The sequence below is a fragment of the Ruegeria sp. CK2 genome, from assembly GCF_056536585.1.
The window spans coordinates 131,128-152,029 of the sequence record NZ_JBQFPW010000011.1; the positions used below are offsets into that span (position 1 = coordinate 131,128).

Sequence of the window (20,902 nt, forward strand, 5' to 3'; positions counted from 1 at the left end):
CCGTAAAATCAAACCGCAAGGATAGTCGATTGCATCCTTTGCGACGCTCGTAGCTGATATCACTCGTTAATTCATATGAGGTACCACCCAAACCCGCCTTCCGGCAGATCCTGCGGCGTCGTATCGACCGAGGCTGGTATTCCGTCAGGGGGGTGCAATCCTGGCAGAGGGTTGCCCGTGTCCGAGATCAGAATATCCAGTCGATCCTGATCCAGTCGACAAGTGACCTGAACTTTCGCCGGCGCAATGCCAGCATAAGCATGTTCGACGACATTGTTGATTGCTTCAGCCAGTGCGATTTTCACATCATCCGCTTTCTGCACAGGTAAGCCTTGATTGGACAAACCGATGCTAAGCTGTTCAATCCCGGCACTGGCCTCAGCTTCCGTTGCGGGAAAGCTCAACTCCAGACAGGTCTCGTTAGAAATTGGATTCACGCCGGTCCACTCCTGCTAGAGGTTAGTCAGCTGTGGCTGACAATGCGTCGTCCAAGGTCGGGAACAGCCGAAAAACTGTGTCCATGCGCGTCAATCTGAACACCTTTTCGACGACCGGTTGAGGTCCCGCCAAATCCAGTTTTCGATTACCTCCCAGCTGCTTCATCGATGCGACAATCGCGCCGAGGCCACTGGAATCGATAAATTCCACACCCGCAAGATCGAGAACAACTCGATCTGTACCCGAATCGGTTTCGCGGCGCATATCTTCTTTGAACTGTATGGCCATTGCGGCGTCGATACGGTCGGAATGAACCGTGATAACTTGTGTTGCGCCAGTGATTGTGCTGGTCAGCCCCATGATCGACTGCCCTCCAAACTGAAATTGCGTCGTATAAATACGCTAGACGGCAATTCTTACCATTCGGTATTCAAGGGCCGACAACAGAAGGAATACCGGGATGAAAGAAGTCGTGATTGCAGGGGCCGCGCGTACACCGATGGGTGGGTTTCAGGGTGTCTTTGATAGTGTCACTGCGGCTGAGCTGGGCGGCAGTGCTGCGCTTGCTGCCCTGCAGCAGGCAGGTGCCCGGACAGTTGATGAGATGTTGATGGGGTGCGTCCTTCCGGCGGGGCAGGGTCAGGCGCCCGCTCGTCAAGCAGGATTTGCGGCAGGTCTGGGCGAAGAGGTCCCGGCCACCACGCTCAACAAAATGTGCGGGTCAGGGATGAAGGCGGCGATGATTGCCTTTGATCAGATCGCGCTGGGTCATGCGAACACGATGATCGCAGGCGGGATGGAGAGCATGACAAACGCGCCGTACCTGCTGCCGAAGATGCGTGGCGGGGCACGTATTGGCCATGGTCAGGTGGTTGACCACATGTTTCTCGACGGGTTGGAGGATGCCTACGACAAGGGTCGCCTGATGGGCACTTTTGCCGAGGACTGCGCAGAAGCCTATCAGTTCACGCGCGAAGCACAGGACGAGTACGCCCTGCAATCGCTGTCAAACGCGTTGACGGCACAGGACAGTGGTGCGTTCGAGGGTGAAATCACGCCCTTTGTCGTGCGAACTCGAAAAGGTGAACTAACGCAGGATGTTGATGAGCAGCCCAAATCCGCGCGGCCCGAGAAAATACCGACCCTTAAACCGGCCTTCCGGAAAGACGGAACCGTCACAGCTGCCAATTCCTCTTCCATCTCTGACGGGGCTGCGGCGCTCGTCCTCGCCTCTGCTGACGCAGCTGAGGCTCAGGGTCTGAACGTTCGCGCCCGGATCCTAGGCCATGCAAGCCATGCGCAGGCCCCGGGTCTGTTCACCACCGCTCCGGTTCCGGCGGCGCAAAAGCTGTTGGAGCGCATCGGTTGGGCGAAAGAGGATGTCGATCTGTGGGAAGTCAACGAGGCCTTTGCCGTGGTTCCCATGGCCTTCATGTATGAAATGGGTCTGACACGCGACAAGGTCAACGTGAACGGTGGCGCCTGCGCATTGGGGCATCCTATCGGTGCGTCCGGTGCCCGGATCATGGTGACGCTTTTGAATGCGCTGGAAAAACGCAACCTCAAGCGGGGCGTCGCCGCGATTTGTATAGGTGGTGGGGAAGGTACAGCCATCGCCATTGAACGCGTTTGACCCTTTCCCTGTTTCGCAATAATTCGGGGGAATTGACCAAGCGGTTCGGGAACCGGGCAGTGTCCTGACCCCTCAGCGAAACGGGTACACACATGATGATCGACTATGGCGCGCTTGCCAAAACCATTGCTGCCCTGACCGAGGGCGAAACTGACGAAATCGCCCTGATGGCTACTATTGCCTGTGAAGTGCACCATTCTGATGCACGGTTCGATTGGACCGGATTTTATCGCGTCACCGCGCCCGGGTTGTTGAAAATCGGACCTTATCAGGGCGGCCATGGTTGCCTTGTGATCCCTTTTGATCGGGGTGTGTGCGGCGCTGCCGCGCGTACGGGTGAAGTGCAGCTTGTCGCCGACGTCGATGCCTTTCCCGGTCACATTGCCTGTGCATCCTCGACCCGATCCGAACTGGTTCTACCGGTCCGGAACGCGGCTGGCGAGGTTATCGCGGTGTTTGATATCGATAGTGACCAGCCGGATGCGTTTGATGAGAAAGACGCAGAGAAACTTGGTGAAATCCTAACCAGTGTATTCTCGCGATACTGACAACGCAGCTCAAGCAAGCGGATATCGATGTGCCCGAAGTTCCTATCAGAGCATTCATTGTCTCATTGGTCGCCATTCGTGAAGGTCGTGACAATGTCGAAGTCTTGCTGTTGAAGCGCACCCAGTCGCTTGAAGGAGAATGGTGCCAGATCGCCGGTTCGATTGAAGAAAACGAAACCGCTTGGCAGGCTGCGCTGCGTGAACTGCGGGAAGAAACGGGTTTAGAAGCGGTTTCGCTGTACTCTGCTGACATTTGCGAACAGTTTTACGAGCCACATCGCGATGCCATAACGATGTCCCCAGTATTTGTTGCTTACATCGACAACGAAGCTGACGTGAAACTGAACTTTGAGCACAGTGACTATGTTTGGGTCAGCTTTGACGGCGCTGTTGAAATGGTTGCCTTCGGCGGTCAAAGGCGGGTTCTTCGTTGGATACGGGATGAGTTTGTTCTGAGAAAGCCAAGTCATCATTTGCGGATAGAATTTGGGTAACCGCCTTTCAAAGGGGTAGTTTCTACGTGTCAATCCAGCCCGAAAAGGTTTCCTGAAATCACCAGGTAAACAGCCGCCGACTGCGCCAGAACGATCCCTAGCAACCGCATCGTGAATCCGCGCTTGCGTGTCTTGTGCTGGAATATCCAGGGACCTAGAAGCGCTGCGGGGCTGCCACCAAGCGCAGCCAGCCAGAGCAATTTACGCTCAGGAACCCTGCGCCTGCGTCGTTTTGCGCGTGCCTTGTCCCAACCAAAAGTTAGCAAGGTCAGGACGTTGATCATCCAAAGGTACACCACCGAAATCCACATGCCAGACGATTAGATATCTGGGTGACACGCTGCAAATGAAAAAATACTTTGAAATTTCACAATTTTGCTTCATCGTGAAAAACGGAAAGAAAATTTCACAAGATTCGGAGCGGTTAGTGAACAGCCAGGCCTTACCCAGCGCCACACTCGGAGCGGATTTACGCGCCCTGCGCAAGGCGCGTGGGTTGACCCTGATCGAAATTGCCGCACGATTGGATCGGTCTGTCGGTTGGCTCAGCCAGGTTGAGCGTGATATGTCTGAACCTTCGATCTCAGACCTGAGGTTGATCGCAGAATGTCTGGGTGTGCCAATGTCGATGCTGTTTGCACATTCGGCCGCGCCAGCAGATGAGCAAGGATACATCGTCCGGGCAGGGTCACGTCGGCCAATGGGGTCAAATGAGGAAGGTTTGATCGAAGAATTGCTCTCACCCGATCTGACCGATGACTTTGAGATGGTGTATTCCACATTTGAGCCGAACTCGCGCATGCAGACCCCTGCAAATCGGCCCACGCAAGAAGTGGGGTACATGATTTCGGGCAATCTGGATCTGAAAATTGGGGATCGCAAATTCACGGTTGGGCCCGGTGACAGCTTTCGGATCCGACACGAACCCTACCAATGGTCGAACCCATTCTTCTCTCCTGCTGTGGCCATCTGGGTCATCGCTCCGCCGGTGTACTGATGAGCTTTGATGCCTGGACCATATTCGCGCTGTTCTGGGTGGTGTTCGTCACCACACCGGGGCCGAATGCGGTCAACTGTATATCAAACGGAATGAGCTTGCCGCTTTCCAAAGCGATGCTGGGTGTACTGGCCATCCTGACACAGGCCAGTGCATTCTTGATCCTTTCGGCGCTGGGCGTGACAGCCCTTATCGCTGCCTCACCAACTGGGTTCTTCATTGCAAAACTTGTCGGAGCCGGATTTCTTATCTGGCTCGGTCTTCGAGGCTGGATGAATGCAACAAAACCTGCGCCTGCTTCGGAACGCCCTGCGCGGCAGGTCTATCTGCACGCATTGGCGGTAGCGACGATCAACCCCAAAAGCGTTGCCGGATATCTCGCGGCCTTTTCCCAGTTCGTGCAGCCAGACGTGCCGATCTGGGAGCAGATGATGATGATCATGCCGACCGCGCTGGTGATCACAATGTTCAGCTACACAGGGTTCACCGTATTGGGCGCCGTGATGGGAAAAGCGGCTTTAGGAGCGGTTTTCAATACTTGGGTCCGTCGGGCGATGGCGGGCTGCTTCATCATCTACGGTGTGTTGCTGGGAACCAGCACCGCGCCTATTGCGAAGGGATAGTCACATGCATTCAGGCTCATGCCTCTGCGGTTCGGTTGCGTTTGCGATCGATGGTGCGCTTTCTGCACCATCCGCGTGTCATTGCGGCCAGTGCCGCAACCAATCAGGCCATGTCTGGGCCTCGACGAGTACCCATGAGGACAATCTCAGCTTTTCGTCGGATGAAACGCTGAGTTGGTTCCGTGCCTCGGACATTGCGCGCCGTGGATTCTGCAGGGCCTGCGGATCGTTCCTGTTCTGGCAGCACGATGATGAAGATACGATTTCAATTTCTATGGGCGCCTTGGATGAGCCCACCGACCTGAAGCTCGCCCGGCACATCTTTGTGGCCGACAAGGGCGATTACTACGACATCAAAGACGACCTGCCTCAAGAGGCACAGTGATAGGGAACTAAACGCATGAGTGATTTTCCGACGAAAGCCCGCGTGGTCATCATCGGTGGTGGTGTGGTGGGGACCTCCTCGCTCTACCATCTGGCAAAAAAAGGTTGGACCGATTGTGTTCTACTGGAAAAGAACGAACTGACTGCTGGTTCGACATGGCACGCTGCAGGCAATGTACCGACCTTCTCAAATTCATGGGCGATCATGAATATGCAGCGCTACTCGACCGAGCTGTATTCACGCCTTGCCGATGAGGTCGACTACCCAATGAACTATCACGTTTCGGGGTCGATCCGATTGGCGCACAGCAAGGAGCGGATGCAGGAATTCGAACATGCCATGTCGATGGGTCGGTACCAGGGTATCCCGATGGAGATGTGGACCCCGGAAGAAGCGAAGGAACGGTATCCATTTCTTGAAACGCATGACCTCGAAGGCGTCCTATATGACCCAACCGATGGTGATATCGATCCTGCGCAGCTGACCCAAGCTCTGGCCAAGGGTGCGCGTGATCTTGGGCAAAAGATCCTGCGCTTCACACCCGCAACTGGCGTGACGCAGCGTGGTGATGGAACCTGGACCGTCCATACGGATAAGGGCGACATCGACTGCGATTATGTTGTGAACGCCGCCGGTTACTATGCGCAGCGTGTGGGTGAATGGTTCAAAGCCTTTGGTGGTCGCACCGTTCCGGCCATGGTGATGAGCCACCAGTATCTTTTGACCGACGAAGTGCCTGAAGTCGAAACATGGTCCAAAGAGAACGGCGGCAAGAAACTTCCGCTGCTGCGTGACGTAGATATCTCCTACTACCTGCGGCAGGAAAAGAACGGCTTCAATCTTGGCCCCTATGAACCCAACTGTAAGGGCCATTGGATGACCGAGGATGACCCGATGCCCGAAGATTTCTCGTTCCAACTGTGGAATGACGATCTGGATCGGATCGAGGATATCATGACGGACGCGATGGAGCGTGTGCCGCTAATGGCAACCTCGGGTGTTGGCCGCGTGATCAATGGACCGATCCCCTACGCGCCAGATGGTCTGCCACTGATCGGCCCAATGCCGGGCGTAAAGAATGCGTTCGAGGCACACACCTTTACCTTCGGGATTGCGCAGGGCGGTGGTGCTGGCAAAGTGCTGGCCGAATGGATCGTCGATGGCAGCACCGAATGGGATATGTGGGCCGTCGATCCGCGCCGATATACCGACTACACCGATCAGGACTATTGCAATCGGAAAGGCATGGAAGTTTACGGCAATGAATACGCCATGCATTTCCCCCACCATGAATGGCCTGCCGCCCGCGACAAAAAGCTGTCGCCGATACATGCCAAGGTCAAAGACCAAGGCGGTGTCATGGGCGCCTATAATGGCTGGGAACGCGCCAATTGGTTCGCGCAACCCGGCGATGACACCTCGCTTGAGGCGACCCATACCTGGGGTCGTTCTGGTCCGTGGGAGCAGCGGATCAAACAGGAATGCGAGGCTGTGCGCGACCATTGCGGTGTATTGGATTTGCCAGGCTTTTCGCGATTCAAAATTCAAGGACCCGGTGCGGATGAGTGGCTGCGTGGCATGGTCACGGGGGCGCTACCCAAGATTGGCCGCGTTGGGCTGGTGTATTTCTCGGATGAACGCGGTCGGATCGTGACTGAAATGTCTGTCACGCGGGAGGCAGAGGACCTCTTTATATTGGTCACGGCGGCGACGGCGCAGTGGCACGACCGCGAGTGGCTGGAGCGCCACATACCCGCCGACGCTGCCTTTGCGCTTGACGATTGGACAACCCGAATGAGCACGCTCATCGTCACGGGACCCGCATCTCGGGACGTTCTGAGCAAAGTATGTGATGCAGATCTGTCGTTGCCTTGGCTCAGTTTTCAGGAAAGCGAAATCAAGGGCGGTTGGGTCGCCTTGTTGCGCGTGTCCTACGCTGGCGAGCTGGGCTGGGAGGTTCATGCCGAAAATGCGGATATGCCTGCGATCTATGATGCGATTTTGGACGTCGGTGCCAAACCCTTTGGCATGTATGCTCTGAACAGCCTGCGTATCGAAAAAGGCTACCGCACCTGGAAGGGCGACCTGTCAACCGACTACACATTGCTGGAAGGTGGGCTGGAGCGGTTCGTCAAGCTGAACAAGCCACAGGACTTCCCGGGCAAGGCCGCGATCCTGAACGAAAAGCAGCAAGGCGTGAAAAAGGCATTTGTCACGATGACCGTTGATGCAGGCGATAGCGATGCGCCTTACATGTCCTGCATTTGGCAAAACGGAGAGATCGTCGGCGAGACGACTTCGGGCGCTTGGGGGTACCGCGTTGGCAAATCGATCGCGCTGGGCATGATCAAGGCTGATCTGGCAAATCCGGGCACCGAGCTTGAGATCGAAATCTACGGTCAGAAATGCCGCGCCGTGGTAGAGCAGGATCAACCGCTTTGGGATCCCGAGAATGAGCGGTTGCGCGCTTAGACTCTCAAGGAGGCCGCCATGAGCAAACGATACGCCATTTTGGGACCCGGTGAGGGCCCCAACTATGACTGGGAAAACGATCATACCTTTGTCAAAGTGTCCGGGAAGGACACGGATGGTGCCTATACGCTTATGGAAGACAATCTGAAGGCCAGCTTTGCGCTTGGCCTTCATCGCCACGACACCCATGCCGAGACATTCTATTTCCTTGAAGGTGAAGTGGACTTCTACGTTAACGGGGATTGGCACCGATGTGGCAAAGGAACCACGATGCATGTCCCGCCGGGGGTAGCCCATGCTTGCCGCGTGATCGGGAATGCGCCTGCTAAGATGCTGATGATCTTTCAACCATCGGGGTTTGACGGTTTTCTAGCGGAACTGGCAAAGATGAGCGAAACCGATTTCGCCGATGAGGCAAAGATGGCTGAGTTGAATGCCCGTTACGATATCGTGCCAATGGGACCAATCCCGCCTCACCCCGATGACGAGAGCTGAATGATGGCATCTCCTGCAACGATGTCCGGTGTCTACCTCACACGCCATGGTGGTCCAGAGGCGTTGGAATGGCGTGACGACATACCCATTCCCCAGCCCGGGCCGGGTCAGGTGCTTGTCCGGGTGGCTGCTGCCGGGGTCAACAATACAGATATCAATACGCGGGTGGGCTGGTATTCGTCGGATGTGACTGGCGCCACGGATGCGGTCGATCAAGAGGTCGAAGCAGGCGGTTGGGGCGGGGCCCTGCAGTTCCCGCGTGTTCAGGGCGGTGATCTGTGCGGTATCGTCGAGGCCGTTGGAACAGGTAGTTCATTCGAACATGGGCAGCGCGTGACGTGCCCAATCAACCTGCCACGCCCAAGGCCCGGTAACCCGCATGGATTTATCGCACTGGGTTCAGAAATCGACGGGGCGTTCGCGCAATACTGTCTGGTTGAGGCAGATGACCTTTACGATGTGTCCGCGTCGCCCCTGACGGACGTGGAAATCGCTGCAATTCCCTGCGCATTCGGGACGGCCGAGAACCTGTTGACACGGGCTGGCGTCACCGCCGGGCACAAGGTCTTGATCACTGGCGCGTCGGGAGGTGTTGGCTTGGCGGTGGTACAACTGGCGGCTTTGCGCGGTGCGTCCGTCTGCGGTGTGACCGGTGCGGCCAAAGCAGAAGCGGTCAAATCACAAGGCGCTGTTTCGACTTTCGAACGCGACGCATCCATCCCAAAGGACATGTTCGATGCCGTGATAGATGTGGTTGGTGGTGCCGCTTGGTCCGGCCTGATCCTCGCACTGAAGCCGGGCGGTCATTATGCCGTCTCCGGCGCCATTGGCGGTCCGATCGTCGAGACCGATCTGCGCGATATCTATCTGCGCGACATCACCATTCACGGCTGCACTCATCAGTCGCCTGAGGTTTTTGGTCGCTTGGTTGAGTTGATGAACGAAGGGCGGATCAAGCCATTGATTTCACGCACCTACCCCCTGAAGGACATTGCCAAGGCGCAAGAGGATTTCCTATCCAAAACGTTGCCGGGAAAGATGGTTCTAATCCCCTGAGGAGTCGTAAGATGGCAGATATTACTCTTTTGGATGGCTCGGTTGGGCAAGAACTGGTCAAGCGCAGCGGCGACAGCCCTACGCCTTTGTGGTCGACCAAAGTCATGATGGACCATCCCGAGTTGGTCCAGGCCGTTCATGCCGAATACTTCCGTCGTGGCGCAACAATTGCGACAACCAATACCTATGCGATCCACCGCTCGCGACTGGTGCGTGAAGGGCTGGAGGATCAGCTGGAAGTGTTGGTCGAAACCGCCGTGTCGCAGGCTCGGGCAGCCCGCCCGGATACACATGCCCGCATTGCCGGTGCTCTTGGGCCTTTGCTGGCGTCATATCGCCCAGACTTGAATCCCGATCCCGTGGATGCCGCCGAAAAATTCGCCGAATTGGTTGGGTTGATGGAGGGTGGCGTCGATCTGTTTCTAATTGAAACAGTGTCTTCAGTGCTTGAAGCCGAAGGAGCAATGCGAGGCACTGCAACGTCCGCAAAACCAGTTTGGTTGGCGCTGTCGGTCATGGATGAGGATGGCACACGTTTGCGTTCCGGTGAGTGGCTTAGCGACATCGCGCCGCTTGTTGAACAATATCGGCCGGATGCTGTGCTGATCAATTGCTCGCGGCCCGAGGCCGTTCCGGCTGCCTTGCAGATCCTTGCGGGGATGGGACTGCCGTTTGGTGCCTATGCCAATGGGTTCACGCATATCTCCTCAGGGTTCCTGGAAGATGCGCCAACTGTCGACAGTTTGGATCAGCGACAGGACCTTGGCCCGGACGCATACGCAGAACATGTCATGGAATGGATCGCTCAAGGCGCGACCATTGTCGGCGGGTGTTGCGAGATTGGTCCTGATCATATCGAGGTTTTGTCCAAAAAGCTTCGATTGGCCGGGCATCGGATCGTCTGAGGAAGGCACATGGCAGCCAAAACATCCCCCACTGGTTCCGAGCAAACTCAGGAAACCTGGAGCTTCGACATTCTGGTGGCACCGGGTTTTGTGTTGCTGGAAGTGGCGTCACTGGTGGATGTATTGCGTCTGGCAAACCGGGTCTGCGCTGCGCCCCCGTTCAGATACGCGTACCGGTCCCTGCGGGGCGGTTCGGTGGCCAGCAGCAGCGATGCCACGGTTTCAACCGAATGCGTGCCATCGCAGCCAAAGGCTGATTACCTGTTTGTTATCGGCAACTCGGACCCCGATCAGCCAGATCTGTCACTGGGGCGGATCGTTTCAGACTACACCTATCGTGGTGCCCAGGTTTTTTTGCTGGCCGAAGCCGCGAGCCGTTACATTGACGAACAAGGCACTGCCGATCTGGCAACCCATTGGGAAAATGCCTTTTTTCTTCGCGAACGTGGGGCAGGATTCGAGGCAAAGCTCTCGATTGCTACTGAACAGGGTGGCGTCGTGACCTGCGCAGGGATGGGCGCGACGGCCGACATCGCCTTGGCCGTAATAGGTCGGCATATCTCGGGACCTGCGAAGATGACGGTAGCCGATATCATGCTGCATGAGAACATCCGCGATTTCTCATCCATGCAGCCGTTTTCTGGCGCAAAAACAACCGCTACCGGGGATGCAAAGCTTGATCAGTGTATTAAGCTGATGCAGGCGAATATCGAAGATCCGATGCCAATCCACCAGATCGTTAAGGATCTACACCTGTCGAACCGATCGCTGGAACGCAAATTCAAATCATTCTTTGGCACGACCCCGAATAGCTTCTACCGAGAAATGCGATTGGCCAAAGCCAATAACCTACTGTTGAACACAACGATGAGCGTGCGGGAAATTGGGTTGGCTTGCGGTTTCACCAACGGGTTCTCGTCAGTCTACAAAAGCGTTTTTGGCATCACGCCGTTTGTGATGCGGCGGGAAAAACGACAAGCGTCTCAAAGGTGATTTTTGCCGACGCGCTGACGTTTTTGGTGGGTTTCCTGTCGATCTTTCATGTCATTCAGGATGAAACCTGACAAAGTGGAGTCGTCAGAATGGTTGATCTTCCTAACAAGGCCCGCGTGGTCATCATCGGTGGCGGCGTTATCGGATGCTCTGTCGCCTACCACTTGACCAAAAAAGGTTGGAACGATGTTGTGCTGCTGGAACGCAAGCAGCTGACCAGCGGCACAACCTGGCACGCTGCGGGTTTGATCGCCCAGCTGCGGGCGACTGCGAACATGACTAAACTGGCGAAATACAGTCAGGAGCTCTATGGCGCGCTAGAGGAAGAAACGGGCGTGGCCACCGGGTTCAAACGGTGCGGATCGATCACTGTTGCCCTGACCGAAGAGCGTAAGGAAGAAATCTATCGTCAGGCCGCGATGGCCCGGGCTTTTGGTGTCGAGGTCGAAGAAATTTCCAACGCGCGTGTTGGCGAGTTGTATCCGCACTTGAATCTGGAAGATGTGAAAGGCGCGGTTTACCTACCGCTCGACGGGCAGGGGGATCCAGCCAATATCGCGCTGGCCCTGGCCAAGGGCGCGCGGCAGCGGGGTGGGATTGTCAAAGAACGTGTGAAGGTCACCGACATCGTCAAAGATGGTCGCAATGTCACGGGTGTAGATTGGGTCGCGGATGATGGCAATGCTTCGGGCCACATTGAATGTGATATGGTCGTCAACTGCGCCGGAATGTGGGGCCACGAAGTGGGTCGCATGGCCGGGGTGAACGTGCCGCTCCATGCGTGCGAGCACTTTTACATCGTGACCGAAGGGATCGATGGGCTGACGCAGCTGCCGGTGCTGCGCGTGCCGGATGAATGTGCTTACTACAAGGAAGACGCGGGAAAAATCCTGCTGGGTGCGTTTGAACCCAATGCCAAGCCCTGGGCGATGAAAGGCATTCCCGACAGTTTCGAGTTCGATCAGTTGCCCGAAGATTTTGACCACTTCGAGCCGATCCTCGAAGCGGCATGTAACCGGATGCCGATGTTGGCCGAGGCGGGTATTCACACCTTCTTCAACGGGCCGGAATCCTTCACGCCGGACGATGCGTATCATTTGGGGCTGGCACCCGAGATGGACAATGTATGGGTTGCAGCGGGCTTTAACTCGATCGGCATCCAATCCGCTGGTGGCGCAGGAATGGCATTGGCTGAGTGGATGGATTCCGGTGAGAAGCCTTTCGATCTGGGCGATGTAGACGTCAGCCGAATGCAGCCGTTCCAGGGCAACAAGCAGTATCTATTCGAACGCTCGAAGGAAACGTTGGGTCTATTGTATGCCGATCACTATCCGTATCGCCAAAAAGCCACCGCGCGCGGCGTACGTCGGACCCCATTCCATCACCAGTTGATGGAACAGGGCGCCGTAATGGGTGAGCTAGCGGGTTGGGAACGGGCAAACTGGTTCGCCAATGAGGGCCAGGAGCGTGCGTATGAATACAGCTGGAAGCGCCAGAACTGGTTCGAGAATTCGGCTGCAGAGCATCGTGCGGTGCGTGAAAACGTGGGCATGTATGACATGTCTTCGTTCGGCAAAATTCGCGTCGAAGGACCGGATGCCGAGGCGTTCATGAACTACATTGGCGGCGGTGATTACTCGGTGGCCAACGGCAAGATCGTCTACACCCAATTCCTCAATCGATCAGGAGGGATTGAGGCAGACGTGACCGTGACCCGTCTGACTGAAACGTCTTACTTAGTTGTCACTCCAGCGGCGACCCGATTGGCCGACCAGACTTGGATGATGCGCCACGCCGGAGGCTTCAACGTCGTTATCACTGACGTTACGGCAGGCGAAGGTGTTCTGGCTGTTATGGGCCCCAATGCGCGGGCGTTGTTGGAAACAGTCTCGCCCGCTGATTTCTCGAATATCACAAACCCCTTTGGCACAGCACAAGAGATCGAGATCGGCATGGGCTTGGCCCGCGTGCATCGCGTTACCTACGTGGGCGAGCTTGGTTGGGAAATCTACGTGTCTTCCGACATGGCAGGTCATGTTTTTGAAACGCTTCACGAGGCAGGCCAGGACTTGGGGCTGAAGCTGTGCGGCATGCATATGATGGACAGTTGCAGGATCGAAAAGGGCTTCCGCCATTTTGGCCATGACATTACGTGCGAGGATCACGTGGTCGATGCCGGGCTTGGTTTTGCAGTCAAAGTCGATAAGGGCAGTGACTTCATCGGGCGTGAGGCCGTGATTGCGCGCAAGGAAAGGGGGCCCAAGAACCGTTTGGTGCAGTTCAAGCTGACCGACGCCGAGCCGCTGCTGTTCCATAACGAACCCATTGTGCGGGATGGCGAATATGTGGGTTATCTCAGCTCGGGCAACTACGGCCATACTCTGGGTGGCGCGATTGGCCTTGGCTATGTGCCTTGCGAAGGTGAGAAACCTGCTGATGTGTTGGCGTCGACCTACGAGATCGATGTCTGCGGCGTAAAGGTCAAAGCCGAAGCGTCGCTGAAGCCGATGTATGATCCGAAATCAGAACGCGTGAAGGTCTAACAAAACGCAATGACGAACTGGTCGAGGCGTGTATGCGCCTCGTTTCCTCGGGATGCGCTAGTCTGCCAAGGACCCATCACATTTCTTGATGTCCGACTTCACGGATTTCACAGTTCCCAACAGGCGATGATCTGCCGTAAAGGTCTTTGGTATCAACCGGAGACCCACAATGGCCAACTTGCCGAAACAGCCTCAGAACGAGGACACGCCAAAGGGCTTGGTCCTGGCTGTAACCGCTTATGTGCTGTGGGGTTTTCTGCCAATCTATATGAAAGCGATGGAACATATCGGACCGGTTGAGGTCGTGGCCCATCGCATCATCTGGTCGGTTCCTATCGCAGGATTACTGTTGGTCGCCCTTGGCCGTACACGGGATATCAAAGCTGCTATCAGGAACCCGGGCATGCTCGGCATGGCCGCTTTGACGGCAATGTTGATATCCGTGAATTGGGCAATTTATGTCTGGGCGATCACGTCAGGACACGCGCTGGACGCGGCTCTTGGATACTATATCAACCCGCTGTTCAGCATCGCGCTGGGTGCGATCCTGCTGCGCGAGCCACTAAATCGCACACAATTGGTGGCAGTTGGCTTAGCGGCGCTTGGCGTTCTGGTGCTGGTGCTTGAGGCCGGGCGGTTGCCCTGGGCCGCGCTTGGTCTGATGTTCAGCTGGGGGTTTTATGCGTTTTTCAAACGCTCGCTTCCCATTGGTCCCAATCAGGGTTTTTTGTTGGAAGTTCTGATCCTTCTGATCCCGGCATTGGCTTATGTGACATGGTTAGGCGGGCAAGGCACCGGCCATTTCGGATCAGTTGCGACAGACACGATGCTACTGGCAGGTGCTGGTATCGTGACCGCGGTTCCGTTGTTGGTTTATGCTAATGGGGCAAAGCTGGTGCGCCTGTCCACAATGGGCATTCTTCAATACATCGCCCCGACCATGATTTTCATTACAGCAGTCGCTGTTTTCGGCGAACAAATTGATCGGGGTCGCATGATCGCATTCCCGCTGATCTGGTCGGCCCTCGTGGTCTACTCAATCCCGATGATCCGGCAAGCCCGAGCTCAGACCTGAAGCAGTAGGCGCGCCGCCTCTTCAGCCCAGAGCGCATACGTTTTTGGACTAGGGTGATACCCGTCGGGAGCCGCCAGTGCCGGGTCATCCGGCAGGTCCAGCGTCAGGTGCCGAACTTGGGGGCAGGCGTCGGCGACCTGCCGCAGCCCGTGATCCAACCGCGCAGCCTGACGCCCGAGAACCCAAGCCAACGGCTGCGGTAAGGCGGGGAACCGACCCATCTGCGGTACGGCTGTCACGACAACCCGACGCGCGCCAAAGGTACCGGTCAGGACATCCACAAGCCGGGTTTGCCGTTCGACAAACTGCTTGCGTGTCACCGCGCGGGTTACATCGTTCACGCCAAGCGCAGTCACCACGACATCGAACCGGCCCTGAAGTGATTGCAGGCGGTTGATCGTGTCCTCGGTCGTATGGCCCGTCGTGGCCTCGAGGCGCCATTCGACCGAATGGTGTTTGGCGAGTTTTCTCACCAAATGCCCCGACAGAGCCTGCGCCTGTGTCCCCGCGCCAACCCCAGCTGCCGAACTGTCGCCTGCGATCAACAAACGCAGGCGAGGTCCACGACCTGCGCGCCCTTCCCTTGGGCCTTTTGGTTCTGGCAGCAACTGTGCCTTGCGCCGCACGGACAGGCCTTGCGCGGCAAGCACAGGCAATAGTGGCCATCGCAGAATCTGATCGGCAGCAATTCGAGCGGGCATGATCAGCTCAAGGCGTTTTTGAATTCCAGAAACCGGACATCGGTCATCACACGCGCCATCATCGCTTCGCGCAATGCACCGATGGTTTTGTAGGGTCGCATGACAACCTCAAAAGTCTGCACAAGGCCGTCGTCGTTCAACGTAATCAGGTCTACGCCGACGGCATCCAGATTGCCGACCTTGCACTGAAATTCCAGTGCCCAGTCTTTCCCCTCACCCATAATCCGGCGATAGCTGAAGTCCGAGAAGACCTGTCCAACATGGCCCAACACGGCCGCGACTGGCGCGCGGCCTGTCCAAGTGCTGTAATATGTTGGCGGCATGAACCGGACATCTTCGGCCAGAAGCTCTGAAATCAGCGAGTCGTCGCCTTTGGCAACAACCTCTTGCAGTCGTTCGATGGTCGGGTGCATGGCCTCTCCTTTGTCGCTGGCACGAGAGTTGCCGAAGGTCAGCCGACAGGCAAGGACGACGTTGCGAGAGGTGGCGGGCTGCGATAGGCAGGCGCCCATGAGCGAGACCTATAGCCCCCCTCAAACGCCGCTGGACGTGTTGCACGAAGATGCGCAGTTGATCGCAGTGAACAAACCGCCGGGCTTGTTGTCAGTGCCAGGGCGCGGAGAGCATCTGGCGGATTGTCTGCTGGCACGGGTTCAGGCATCGTTTCCCCAGGCATTGCTGGTGCACAGGTTGGATCGGGATACATCCGGCGTGATGGTTTTCGCCCAAACGCCACATGCGCAACGGCATCTGGGCCTGCAGTTTGAAAAGCGCCAGACCCGTAAGACCTATGTCGCGCGTGTCTGGGGGATTGTTGAGCCCAAGGTCGGCACGGTGGACCTGCCGTTGATCGTGGATTGGCCCAACCGTCCGCGTCAGATGGTTTGTCACGAAACCGGAAAACCGGCGGTCACGGATTGGCGTGTTGTTAAGCACGAAGCCGACACCACGCGCATCCGTCTGTTTCCCAAGACGGGCAGGTCGCATCAGTTGCGGGTTCATATGCTGGCATCGGGGCACCCGATTCTGGGCGACCCGTTCTACGCCGAAGGTGCGGCCCGTGATTTCCCGCGCTTGATGCTGCATTCCGAGGAATTGCGCCTGAAACACCCGGAAGGTGGGGTGTCTATGAAATTCAGGGCCGCGCCCGCGTTTTGAGGTCAGGCCGTGCTGCCCCATAGGGATTTCAGGTTGCCCAATGAAAACCGCTTAATGCGTATTTTGGACTTAACCGGTGTTTTCTGACGGGCTGCCATAATCTCTCGTTCAATCTCATACGCGCGCAGCGAATGCTCCTGCGACCAGCGGCCAAGTTTCAAGCTCATCATAACGTGGTTGTCGTAGTAAGACATCTTTCGATCCTTTCTTCAGCTCTTAGAAAGTCTCGCGCATCACTCCTGACACCACCCTGTCAGGGGGGTGTGCTAGTGTGTCAGCAGATCCCAAGGAGTAAGACATGCGCCGCTCGACCCGATTGTTTGAAATCATCCAGATTCTTCGTGCGGCTGGCGCACCGGTGACGGCCGAAATGTTGGCGGAAAAACTAGAGGTTTCGGTACGCACGGTCTATCGGGACATCGCGGAATTACAGGCCCAGCGGACACCTATCGAAGGCGAGGCGGGTGTCGGATATCTGATGCGACGTGGCTATGATCTTCCGCCGCTGAATTTCGACTCTGAAGAGGTCGAGGCGCTTTGGGTTGGTCTGTCCATGCTGGCGCGTACCGGCGACAGCCAGCTGCAGCAGGCTGCCCGGCGCATTTGCAGGAAGATCGACGCGCTGCACGCCCCCAGAGACTGGCTACAAGTCGCACCGTGGGGCACACCTACCGATGACCCCGCAAAAGGCTGTGTGCCAATTGCCAATTATCGTGAGGCTATCCGGGCCGAACAGAAACTGCGGATTACCTATGTGAGTGCGGAGGGCGAGCGCACAACCCGTGTCGTTCGACCGGTCGCGCTGATCTACCACATCGAGTGCACAATGCTGGCTGGATGGTGCGAGCTGCGCAATGGTTTTCGTCATTTCCGTACAGACCGCATCTGGGCCAGCGAAAGTGCTGACGAGAGTTTTTGTGGACAAGGTGAATCGTTGCGGGATCTGTGGCAGGAGCAGGACCTTTGGGACAGCACTGCCGAAACCGTGTGAAAACGCGCATTTGGCGAGTATTTGCCGATATCACCGTTTTGTAGCTTGAGGCTGCGCATACGCGCCGTGCTATACTGCAACAAATGAGGCAAGCCCTTACAGTGGGTGCCAGAGCAGAAGGTGAAACTATGACGATTTCCAAGTTTGTTGTGTCCGTAGGGCTGTGTTCAGCGCTTGCGCTAGGTGCGTGTACCGATCCGGGCACGTTGAATGTCCAAAACGACCCGAACCAGAACGCCAAGCAGGGTGCTCTGATTGGCGGTTTGATCGGTGCAGGTGTAGGCGCTATCGCAAACGACTCGGATCCGCTTCTGGGGGCGGTCGCAGGTGGTGCCATTGGTGCCGCGGGCGGTGGCGTGATCGGCAATCAGCTGGATCGTCAGGCGGCGGAACTGCGCCAGCAACTGGCCAATGACGGCATCACTATCGTGAACGCAGGCGACCGTCTGATTGTCACTGTGCCGAATGACATCACCTTTGACACCGACAGCTCGACCGTGCGCCCGGCACTGCGGTCCGATCTGGTGAAAGTGGGTCAGAACCTCGTAAATTACCCGAATTCCAACGTGCAGATCATCGGTCATACCGACAGTGATGGCGATGCGAGCTACAATCAGGGTCTGTCAGTGCGTCGGGCGAATGCCGTGGCCGATATTCTGCAAGCCAACGGTGTCAGCTACAATCGCATTCGCACCATCGGACAGGGCGAAAACAATCCGGTGGCGTCGAACCTGACACCTCAGGGCAAGGCACAGAACCGTCGGGTCGAGATCATCGTCATTCCCAGCGGCAACGCCTGATCCTTGACAAAAGTCCTAAACAGGGTCGCCTGAGGGCGGCCCTGGCGTTGCGCAACGATTGTGCGCAAAACGGGGTTTGGAACCGGGTGAACTCGGTCTAACTATGGAAAACAACGAAACGGAGTTTTCCTTGATGTCCGAACCGATCCTTCTGGGCCTTTCTGGGTCGCTGCGCCAAAGCGCCACCAACCGCAAACTTCTGCGCGAAGCCGCCCGATTGTTCGATCCTGCCAGTTTCGTCGAAGCAGATTTGAACCTGCCCCTTTACGATGGCGACCTAGAGGAAGGCGAAGGCATACCAACCGGGGTCCAAACACTTTCGGACCAGATCGGGCAGGCGGATGCGATTATCGTTTCGACCCCTGAATATAACAAGGGCCCTTCTGGCGTTCTGAAAAACGCGCTGGATTGGGTGAGTCGAACACAAGGCAATCCGTGGGCAAACAAACCGGTTGCGGTGATGTCTGCTGCGGCAGGTCGCGCTGGTGGGGAACGTGCGCAAATGATTCTTCGCGCGTATATGGTGCCGTTCCAACCGCGCATCCTTCAGGGGCCGGAAATTCATCTGGCCAACAGCTCGAACGAGTTTGACGAACAGGGAAAACTGACATCCGAGCGGTATGAGAAAATGCTGCACACGCTAATGCAGAAGCTACGCGCCGAGATTGGCATTTAAGTCAACGCTGTTAGCATGATCGACGATATCCAGTTTGACAAAATGGATCCCGCCCGCGCCGCTGCTTTTCAGGTGGCGCTGGGCCGGGCGGCGACAATTATTGACGGATCGTACCTGCCGCCGTTTTTTCACCAGCTATACTTCTGGACGCCACGCGCACCTGCCGAACTGGGGCGCGATGGGCACCCTAAGGTTGGTCTTGGTCCGATTCCCGATATGGGACTGCCGCGCCGGATGTGGGCTGGTGGGCGTCTGGAGTTTCATGCGCCCATACGGGCAGGTGTCGAGGCTGAACGCAGATCGGTGCTGGACTCGAGAACTTCTAAGATCGGGCGGTCCGGGCCGCTTGGTTTTGTGACTTTGCGGCATGAGATTTGGCAAGAGGGTACGCATTGCCTGACCGAATGGCAGGACCTCGTGTATCGCGAAGACCCCTCGGCAACAGCGGTTGAGCCGCTGACACCTGCGGCCCGAACAGATGAGACGGACCAACGCGAGGTTGGGTTCGATTCAACTCTGCTGTTTCGGTATTCGGCTTTGACGTTCAACGGTCACCGCATCCATTATGATCTGAACTATGCGAGGGATGTTGAAGGCTATGCAGGGCTGGTGGTACACGGCCCTTTGCTTGCACAGCTTTTGATGCTGTTTGCCGAAGAGCTGATGGGTAACCTGACCAGGTTTTCTTTCCGTGCGTCATCACCTTTGATGTGTTTCGAAACTGCCACGCTGTGCCGCAATGGGCCGGATCTTTGGGTGCGTGGTTCAGACGGGCGGTCCTGTATGCAGGCGGTTGCTTTGACTGCCCCCGGCTAGGCGGGGGCAGTCTTTGGCTATCACAAAGACGCGTCGGGCCGGAAATCTTTGGGAATGGTGTCGCGGTCTTCAAGAATTAGATCAGCCATGACATCGGCCACCTTGGGGGCCATGCCAAAACCGATCTTGAACCCCCCGTTGGCGATGAATTGTCCCTGATGCAAGGGATGGGCCCCCAGCATCGGTGCCCGGCTTTTGCTGCGGGGGCGAACTCCGGCCCAACGCTCAATCACCTCGGCGCCGTGCAGGACAGGAACGGCGCGCGTGGCGCGCTCAATCACGTCGTCCAAAGCGCTATCGGTACTGGTTGGGTCGTCATAGTCCCGCTCGGACGTGGATCCGATGGCCAGTGTTCCGTCCGCATGCGGCACCATGTGGACCGTATCGGCAAAGAGTTGCGGCGCTACACCTGCATCAAACCGCAGCAGCGCCGCTTGACCCTTGACGCCATTGCCGACGGTCTTGCCAAAGGCCTCGTTCAGTTCCTGTAGCCCGGCAAGCCCGGTTGCATGCACAACGCGGCCTTGGTCAGGGGCCTTGGTCAGGATCCTCACGCCCATCACGGACAAGGCGGCAACCAGCGCTGCACAGGCACGGCGGGGATGCATGCGCGCTGTCAGAGTATCGTGGATAACATAGCCTGTTGGGCTGGGTGGGCACCATGAACCGGCTTGTGCTATTTCGACAACGCGCCATTCTGCACGACCTTGCCACAGCTCCTCAGCTGATATCTGGCGTTGGTGGGCCAAGTTCAGGGTATGTTGATCAGGGATGGGCTGGATGCGCCCCAGGCGACCATAACCAGCTGATACTCCACCAGTTGCTTCAACTTGAGTCCAGAACGGCTCGGCCAAGATCAGGCTCTCGAACTGAAAAGCCTTCTTGGCGTTCCAGTTTTCGGGCACATGTGGGGCCAAGGCGCCGACTAGACCTCCACTTGACCCGGCGCCTGGGCCAAAGGGGTCGACAACCTGAACCTTTGCACCGCGTCGGGCGCAGGTCCATGCGATGGACAAGCCAAAAATCCCCGCGCCGCGCACCGTCACATCGACCATTGCCAATTCCCTTATCCTTGTTCAGTGTCGCGCCGCTTAGCTACAGGA

At 56.9% G+C, this 20,902-nt stretch carries 25 protein-coding genes; 18 read left to right on the plus strand and 7 right to left on the minus strand.

Annotated features, from left to right (window positions below):
* Positions 1–71: 71 nt before the first annotated feature.
* Together ACR0BU_RS16765 and ACR0BU_RS16770 are read right to left on the minus strand one after the other, a co-directional pair.
* Positions 72–437, minus strand: coding sequence for an ATP-binding protein (locus ACR0BU_RS16765; RefSeq protein ID WP_480738074.1), 366 nt, complete (start codon positions 435–437; stop codon positions 72–74).
* Positions 438–459: 22 nt separating this feature from the next.
* Entirely contained in the window at positions 460–798 is a 339-nt protein-coding gene (locus ACR0BU_RS16770) for an STAS domain-containing protein (protein ID WP_299887671.1), read from the minus strand.
* Positions 799–898: 100 nt separating this feature from the next.
* Here ACR0BU_RS16770 and ACR0BU_RS16775 point away from each other — a divergent pair, with 100 nt between their 5' ends.
* The 3 genes from ACR0BU_RS16775 (at position 899) to ACR0BU_RS16785 (ending at position 3,113) form a co-directional block, all read left to right on the plus strand.
* Positions 899–2,071, plus strand: a complete 1,173-nt coding sequence (locus tag ACR0BU_RS16775; protein WP_480738073.1) for a thiolase family protein — start codon at positions 899–901, stop codon at positions 2,069–2,071.
* A 92-nt stretch (positions 2,072–2,163) separates the two neighbouring features.
* Positions 2,164–2,619, plus strand: coding sequence for a GAF domain-containing protein (locus ACR0BU_RS16780; RefSeq protein ID WP_480738072.1), 456 nt, complete (start codon positions 2,164–2,166; stop codon positions 2,617–2,619).
* A 29-nt stretch (positions 2,620–2,648) separates the two neighbouring features.
* Entirely contained in the window at positions 2,649–3,113 is a 465-nt protein-coding gene (locus ACR0BU_RS16785; RefSeq protein WP_298937320.1) for an NUDIX hydrolase, read from the plus strand.
* A gap of 29 nt (positions 3,114–3,142) precedes the next feature.
* Here the strand turns inward: ACR0BU_RS16785 and ACR0BU_RS16790 are convergent, their stop codons facing one another.
* Complete coding sequence (locus ACR0BU_RS16790; protein WP_299082099.1) at positions 3,143–3,397, minus strand: DUF1294 domain-containing protein; 255 nt, start codon at positions 3,395–3,397, stop codon at positions 3,143–3,145.
* 143 nt (positions 3,398–3,540) lie between these two features.
* On the opposite strand from ACR0BU_RS16790, the gene ACR0BU_RS16795 reads away from it, so the two are divergent.
* The 10 genes from ACR0BU_RS16795 (at position 3,541) to rarD (ending at position 14,657) form a co-directional block, all read left to right on the plus strand.
* On the plus strand, positions 3,541–4,110 hold the full coding sequence (locus ACR0BU_RS16795) for a helix-turn-helix domain-containing protein (RefSeq protein ID WP_299082101.1): 570 nt from the start codon (positions 3,541–3,543) through the stop codon (positions 4,108–4,110).
* Complete coding sequence (locus ACR0BU_RS16800) at positions 4,110–4,733, plus strand: LysE family translocator (protein ID WP_298937317.1); 624 nt, start codon at positions 4,110–4,112, stop codon at positions 4,731–4,733. The genes ACR0BU_RS16795 and ACR0BU_RS16800 overlap by 1 nt, the downstream gene beginning before the upstream one ends.
* A 4-nt stretch (positions 4,734–4,737) precedes the next feature.
* Positions 4,738–5,118, plus strand: a complete 381-nt coding sequence (locus ACR0BU_RS16805) for a GFA family protein (protein ID WP_299082104.1) — start codon at positions 4,738–4,740, stop codon at positions 5,116–5,118.
* 15 nt (positions 5,119–5,133) lie between these two features.
* Positions 5,134–7,590, plus strand: coding sequence for a GcvT family protein (locus tag ACR0BU_RS16810; protein ID WP_480738071.1), 2,457 nt, complete (start codon positions 5,134–5,136; stop codon positions 7,588–7,590).
* A gap of 18 nt (positions 7,591–7,608) precedes the next feature.
* Positions 7,609–8,085 (plus strand): cupin domain-containing protein, encoded by a 477-nt coding sequence (locus ACR0BU_RS16815; protein WP_299887651.1) that lies wholly within the window; start codon positions 7,609–7,611, stop codon positions 8,083–8,085.
* A gap of 3 nt (positions 8,086–8,088) precedes the next feature.
* On the plus strand, positions 8,089–9,141 hold the full coding sequence (locus ACR0BU_RS16820) for an alcohol dehydrogenase family protein (RefSeq protein ID WP_480738166.1): 1,053 nt from the start codon (positions 8,089–8,091) through the stop codon (positions 9,139–9,141).
* 11 nt (positions 9,142–9,152) lie between these two features.
* On the plus strand, positions 9,153–10,046 hold the full coding sequence (locus tag ACR0BU_RS16825) for a homocysteine S-methyltransferase family protein (protein WP_298937312.1): 894 nt from the start codon (positions 9,153–9,155) through the stop codon (positions 10,044–10,046).
* 9 nt (positions 10,047–10,055) lie between these two features.
* Positions 10,056–11,039 carry a GlxA family transcriptional regulator gene (locus ACR0BU_RS16830; RefSeq protein WP_299082111.1) on the plus strand — a complete coding sequence of 328 codons (984 nt, stop codon included), beginning with the start codon at positions 10,056–10,058 and terminating at the stop codon, positions 11,037–11,039.
* A gap of 89 nt (positions 11,040–11,128) precedes the next feature.
* A complete protein-coding gene (locus ACR0BU_RS16835; protein ID WP_480738070.1) occupies positions 11,129–13,582 on the plus strand; it encodes a GcvT family protein in 2,454 nt (817 codons plus the stop codon).
* A gap of 169 nt (positions 13,583–13,751) precedes the next feature.
* Positions 13,752–14,657, plus strand: coding sequence for an EamA family transporter RarD (gene rarD, locus ACR0BU_RS16840; protein ID WP_480738069.1), 906 nt, complete (start codon positions 13,752–13,754; stop codon positions 14,655–14,657).
* Here rarD and ACR0BU_RS16845 read toward each other — a convergent pair.
* Together ACR0BU_RS16845 and ACR0BU_RS16850 are read right to left on the minus strand one after the other, a co-directional pair.
* On the minus strand, positions 14,648–15,358 hold the full coding sequence (locus ACR0BU_RS16845; RefSeq protein ID WP_299082115.1) for an SGNH/GDSL hydrolase family protein: 711 nt from the start codon (positions 15,356–15,358) through the stop codon (positions 14,648–14,650). The genes rarD and ACR0BU_RS16845 overlap by 10 nt on opposite strands.
* Before the next feature lie 2 nt (positions 15,359–15,360).
* Positions 15,361–15,771 carry a nuclear transport factor 2 family protein gene (locus ACR0BU_RS16850; protein WP_480738068.1) on the minus strand — a complete coding sequence of 137 codons (411 nt, stop codon included), beginning with the start codon at positions 15,769–15,771 and terminating at the stop codon, positions 15,361–15,363.
* Between the two features lie 97 nt (positions 15,772–15,868).
* Here ACR0BU_RS16850 and ACR0BU_RS16855 point away from each other — a divergent pair, with 97 nt between their 5' ends.
* Positions 15,869–16,516, plus strand: a complete 648-nt coding sequence (locus tag ACR0BU_RS16855) for an RluA family pseudouridine synthase (protein ID WP_480738067.1) — start codon at positions 15,869–15,871, stop codon at positions 16,514–16,516.
* Between the two features lie 2 nt (positions 16,517–16,518).
* Here the strand turns inward: ACR0BU_RS16855 and ACR0BU_RS16860 are convergent, their stop codons facing one another.
* Complete coding sequence (locus ACR0BU_RS16860; protein ID WP_298937305.1) at positions 16,519–16,710, minus strand: hypothetical protein; 192 nt, start codon at positions 16,708–16,710, stop codon at positions 16,519–16,521.
* A gap of 104 nt (positions 16,711–16,814) precedes the next feature.
* Between ACR0BU_RS16860 and ACR0BU_RS16865 the strand changes: the two genes are divergently transcribed.
* The 4 genes from ACR0BU_RS16865 (at position 16,815) to ACR0BU_RS16880 (ending at position 19,799) form a co-directional block, all read left to right on the plus strand.
* Positions 16,815–17,507, plus strand: coding sequence for a helix-turn-helix transcriptional regulator (locus ACR0BU_RS16865; protein WP_299082121.1), 693 nt, complete (start codon positions 16,815–16,817; stop codon positions 17,505–17,507).
* 128 nt (positions 17,508–17,635) lie between these two features.
* Positions 17,636–18,307 carry a YiaD family glycine zipper/OmpA-like lipoprotein gene (locus tag ACR0BU_RS16870; protein ID WP_298937303.1) on the plus strand — a complete coding sequence of 224 codons (672 nt, stop codon included), beginning with the start codon at positions 17,636–17,638 and terminating at the stop codon, positions 18,305–18,307.
* 133 nt (positions 18,308–18,440) lie between these two features.
* Complete coding sequence (locus tag ACR0BU_RS16875; RefSeq protein WP_298937302.1) at positions 18,441–18,983, plus strand: NADPH-dependent FMN reductase; 543 nt, start codon at positions 18,441–18,443, stop codon at positions 18,981–18,983.
* A 15-nt stretch (positions 18,984–18,998) separates the two neighbouring features.
* A complete protein-coding gene (locus tag ACR0BU_RS16880) occupies positions 18,999–19,799 on the plus strand; it encodes an HTD2 family dehydratase (protein ID WP_480738066.1) in 801 nt (266 codons plus the stop codon).
* A 20-nt stretch (positions 19,800–19,819) separates the two neighbouring features.
* Here the strand turns inward: ACR0BU_RS16880 and ACR0BU_RS16885 are convergent, their stop codons facing one another.
* The gene (locus tag ACR0BU_RS16885) at positions 19,820–20,854 is read right to left on the minus strand and encodes an NAD(P)/FAD-dependent oxidoreductase (RefSeq protein ID WP_480738165.1); all 1,035 of its coding nucleotides are present in this window, start codon (positions 20,852–20,854) and stop codon (positions 19,820–19,822) included.
* Positions 20,855–20,902 lie beyond the last annotated feature (48 nt).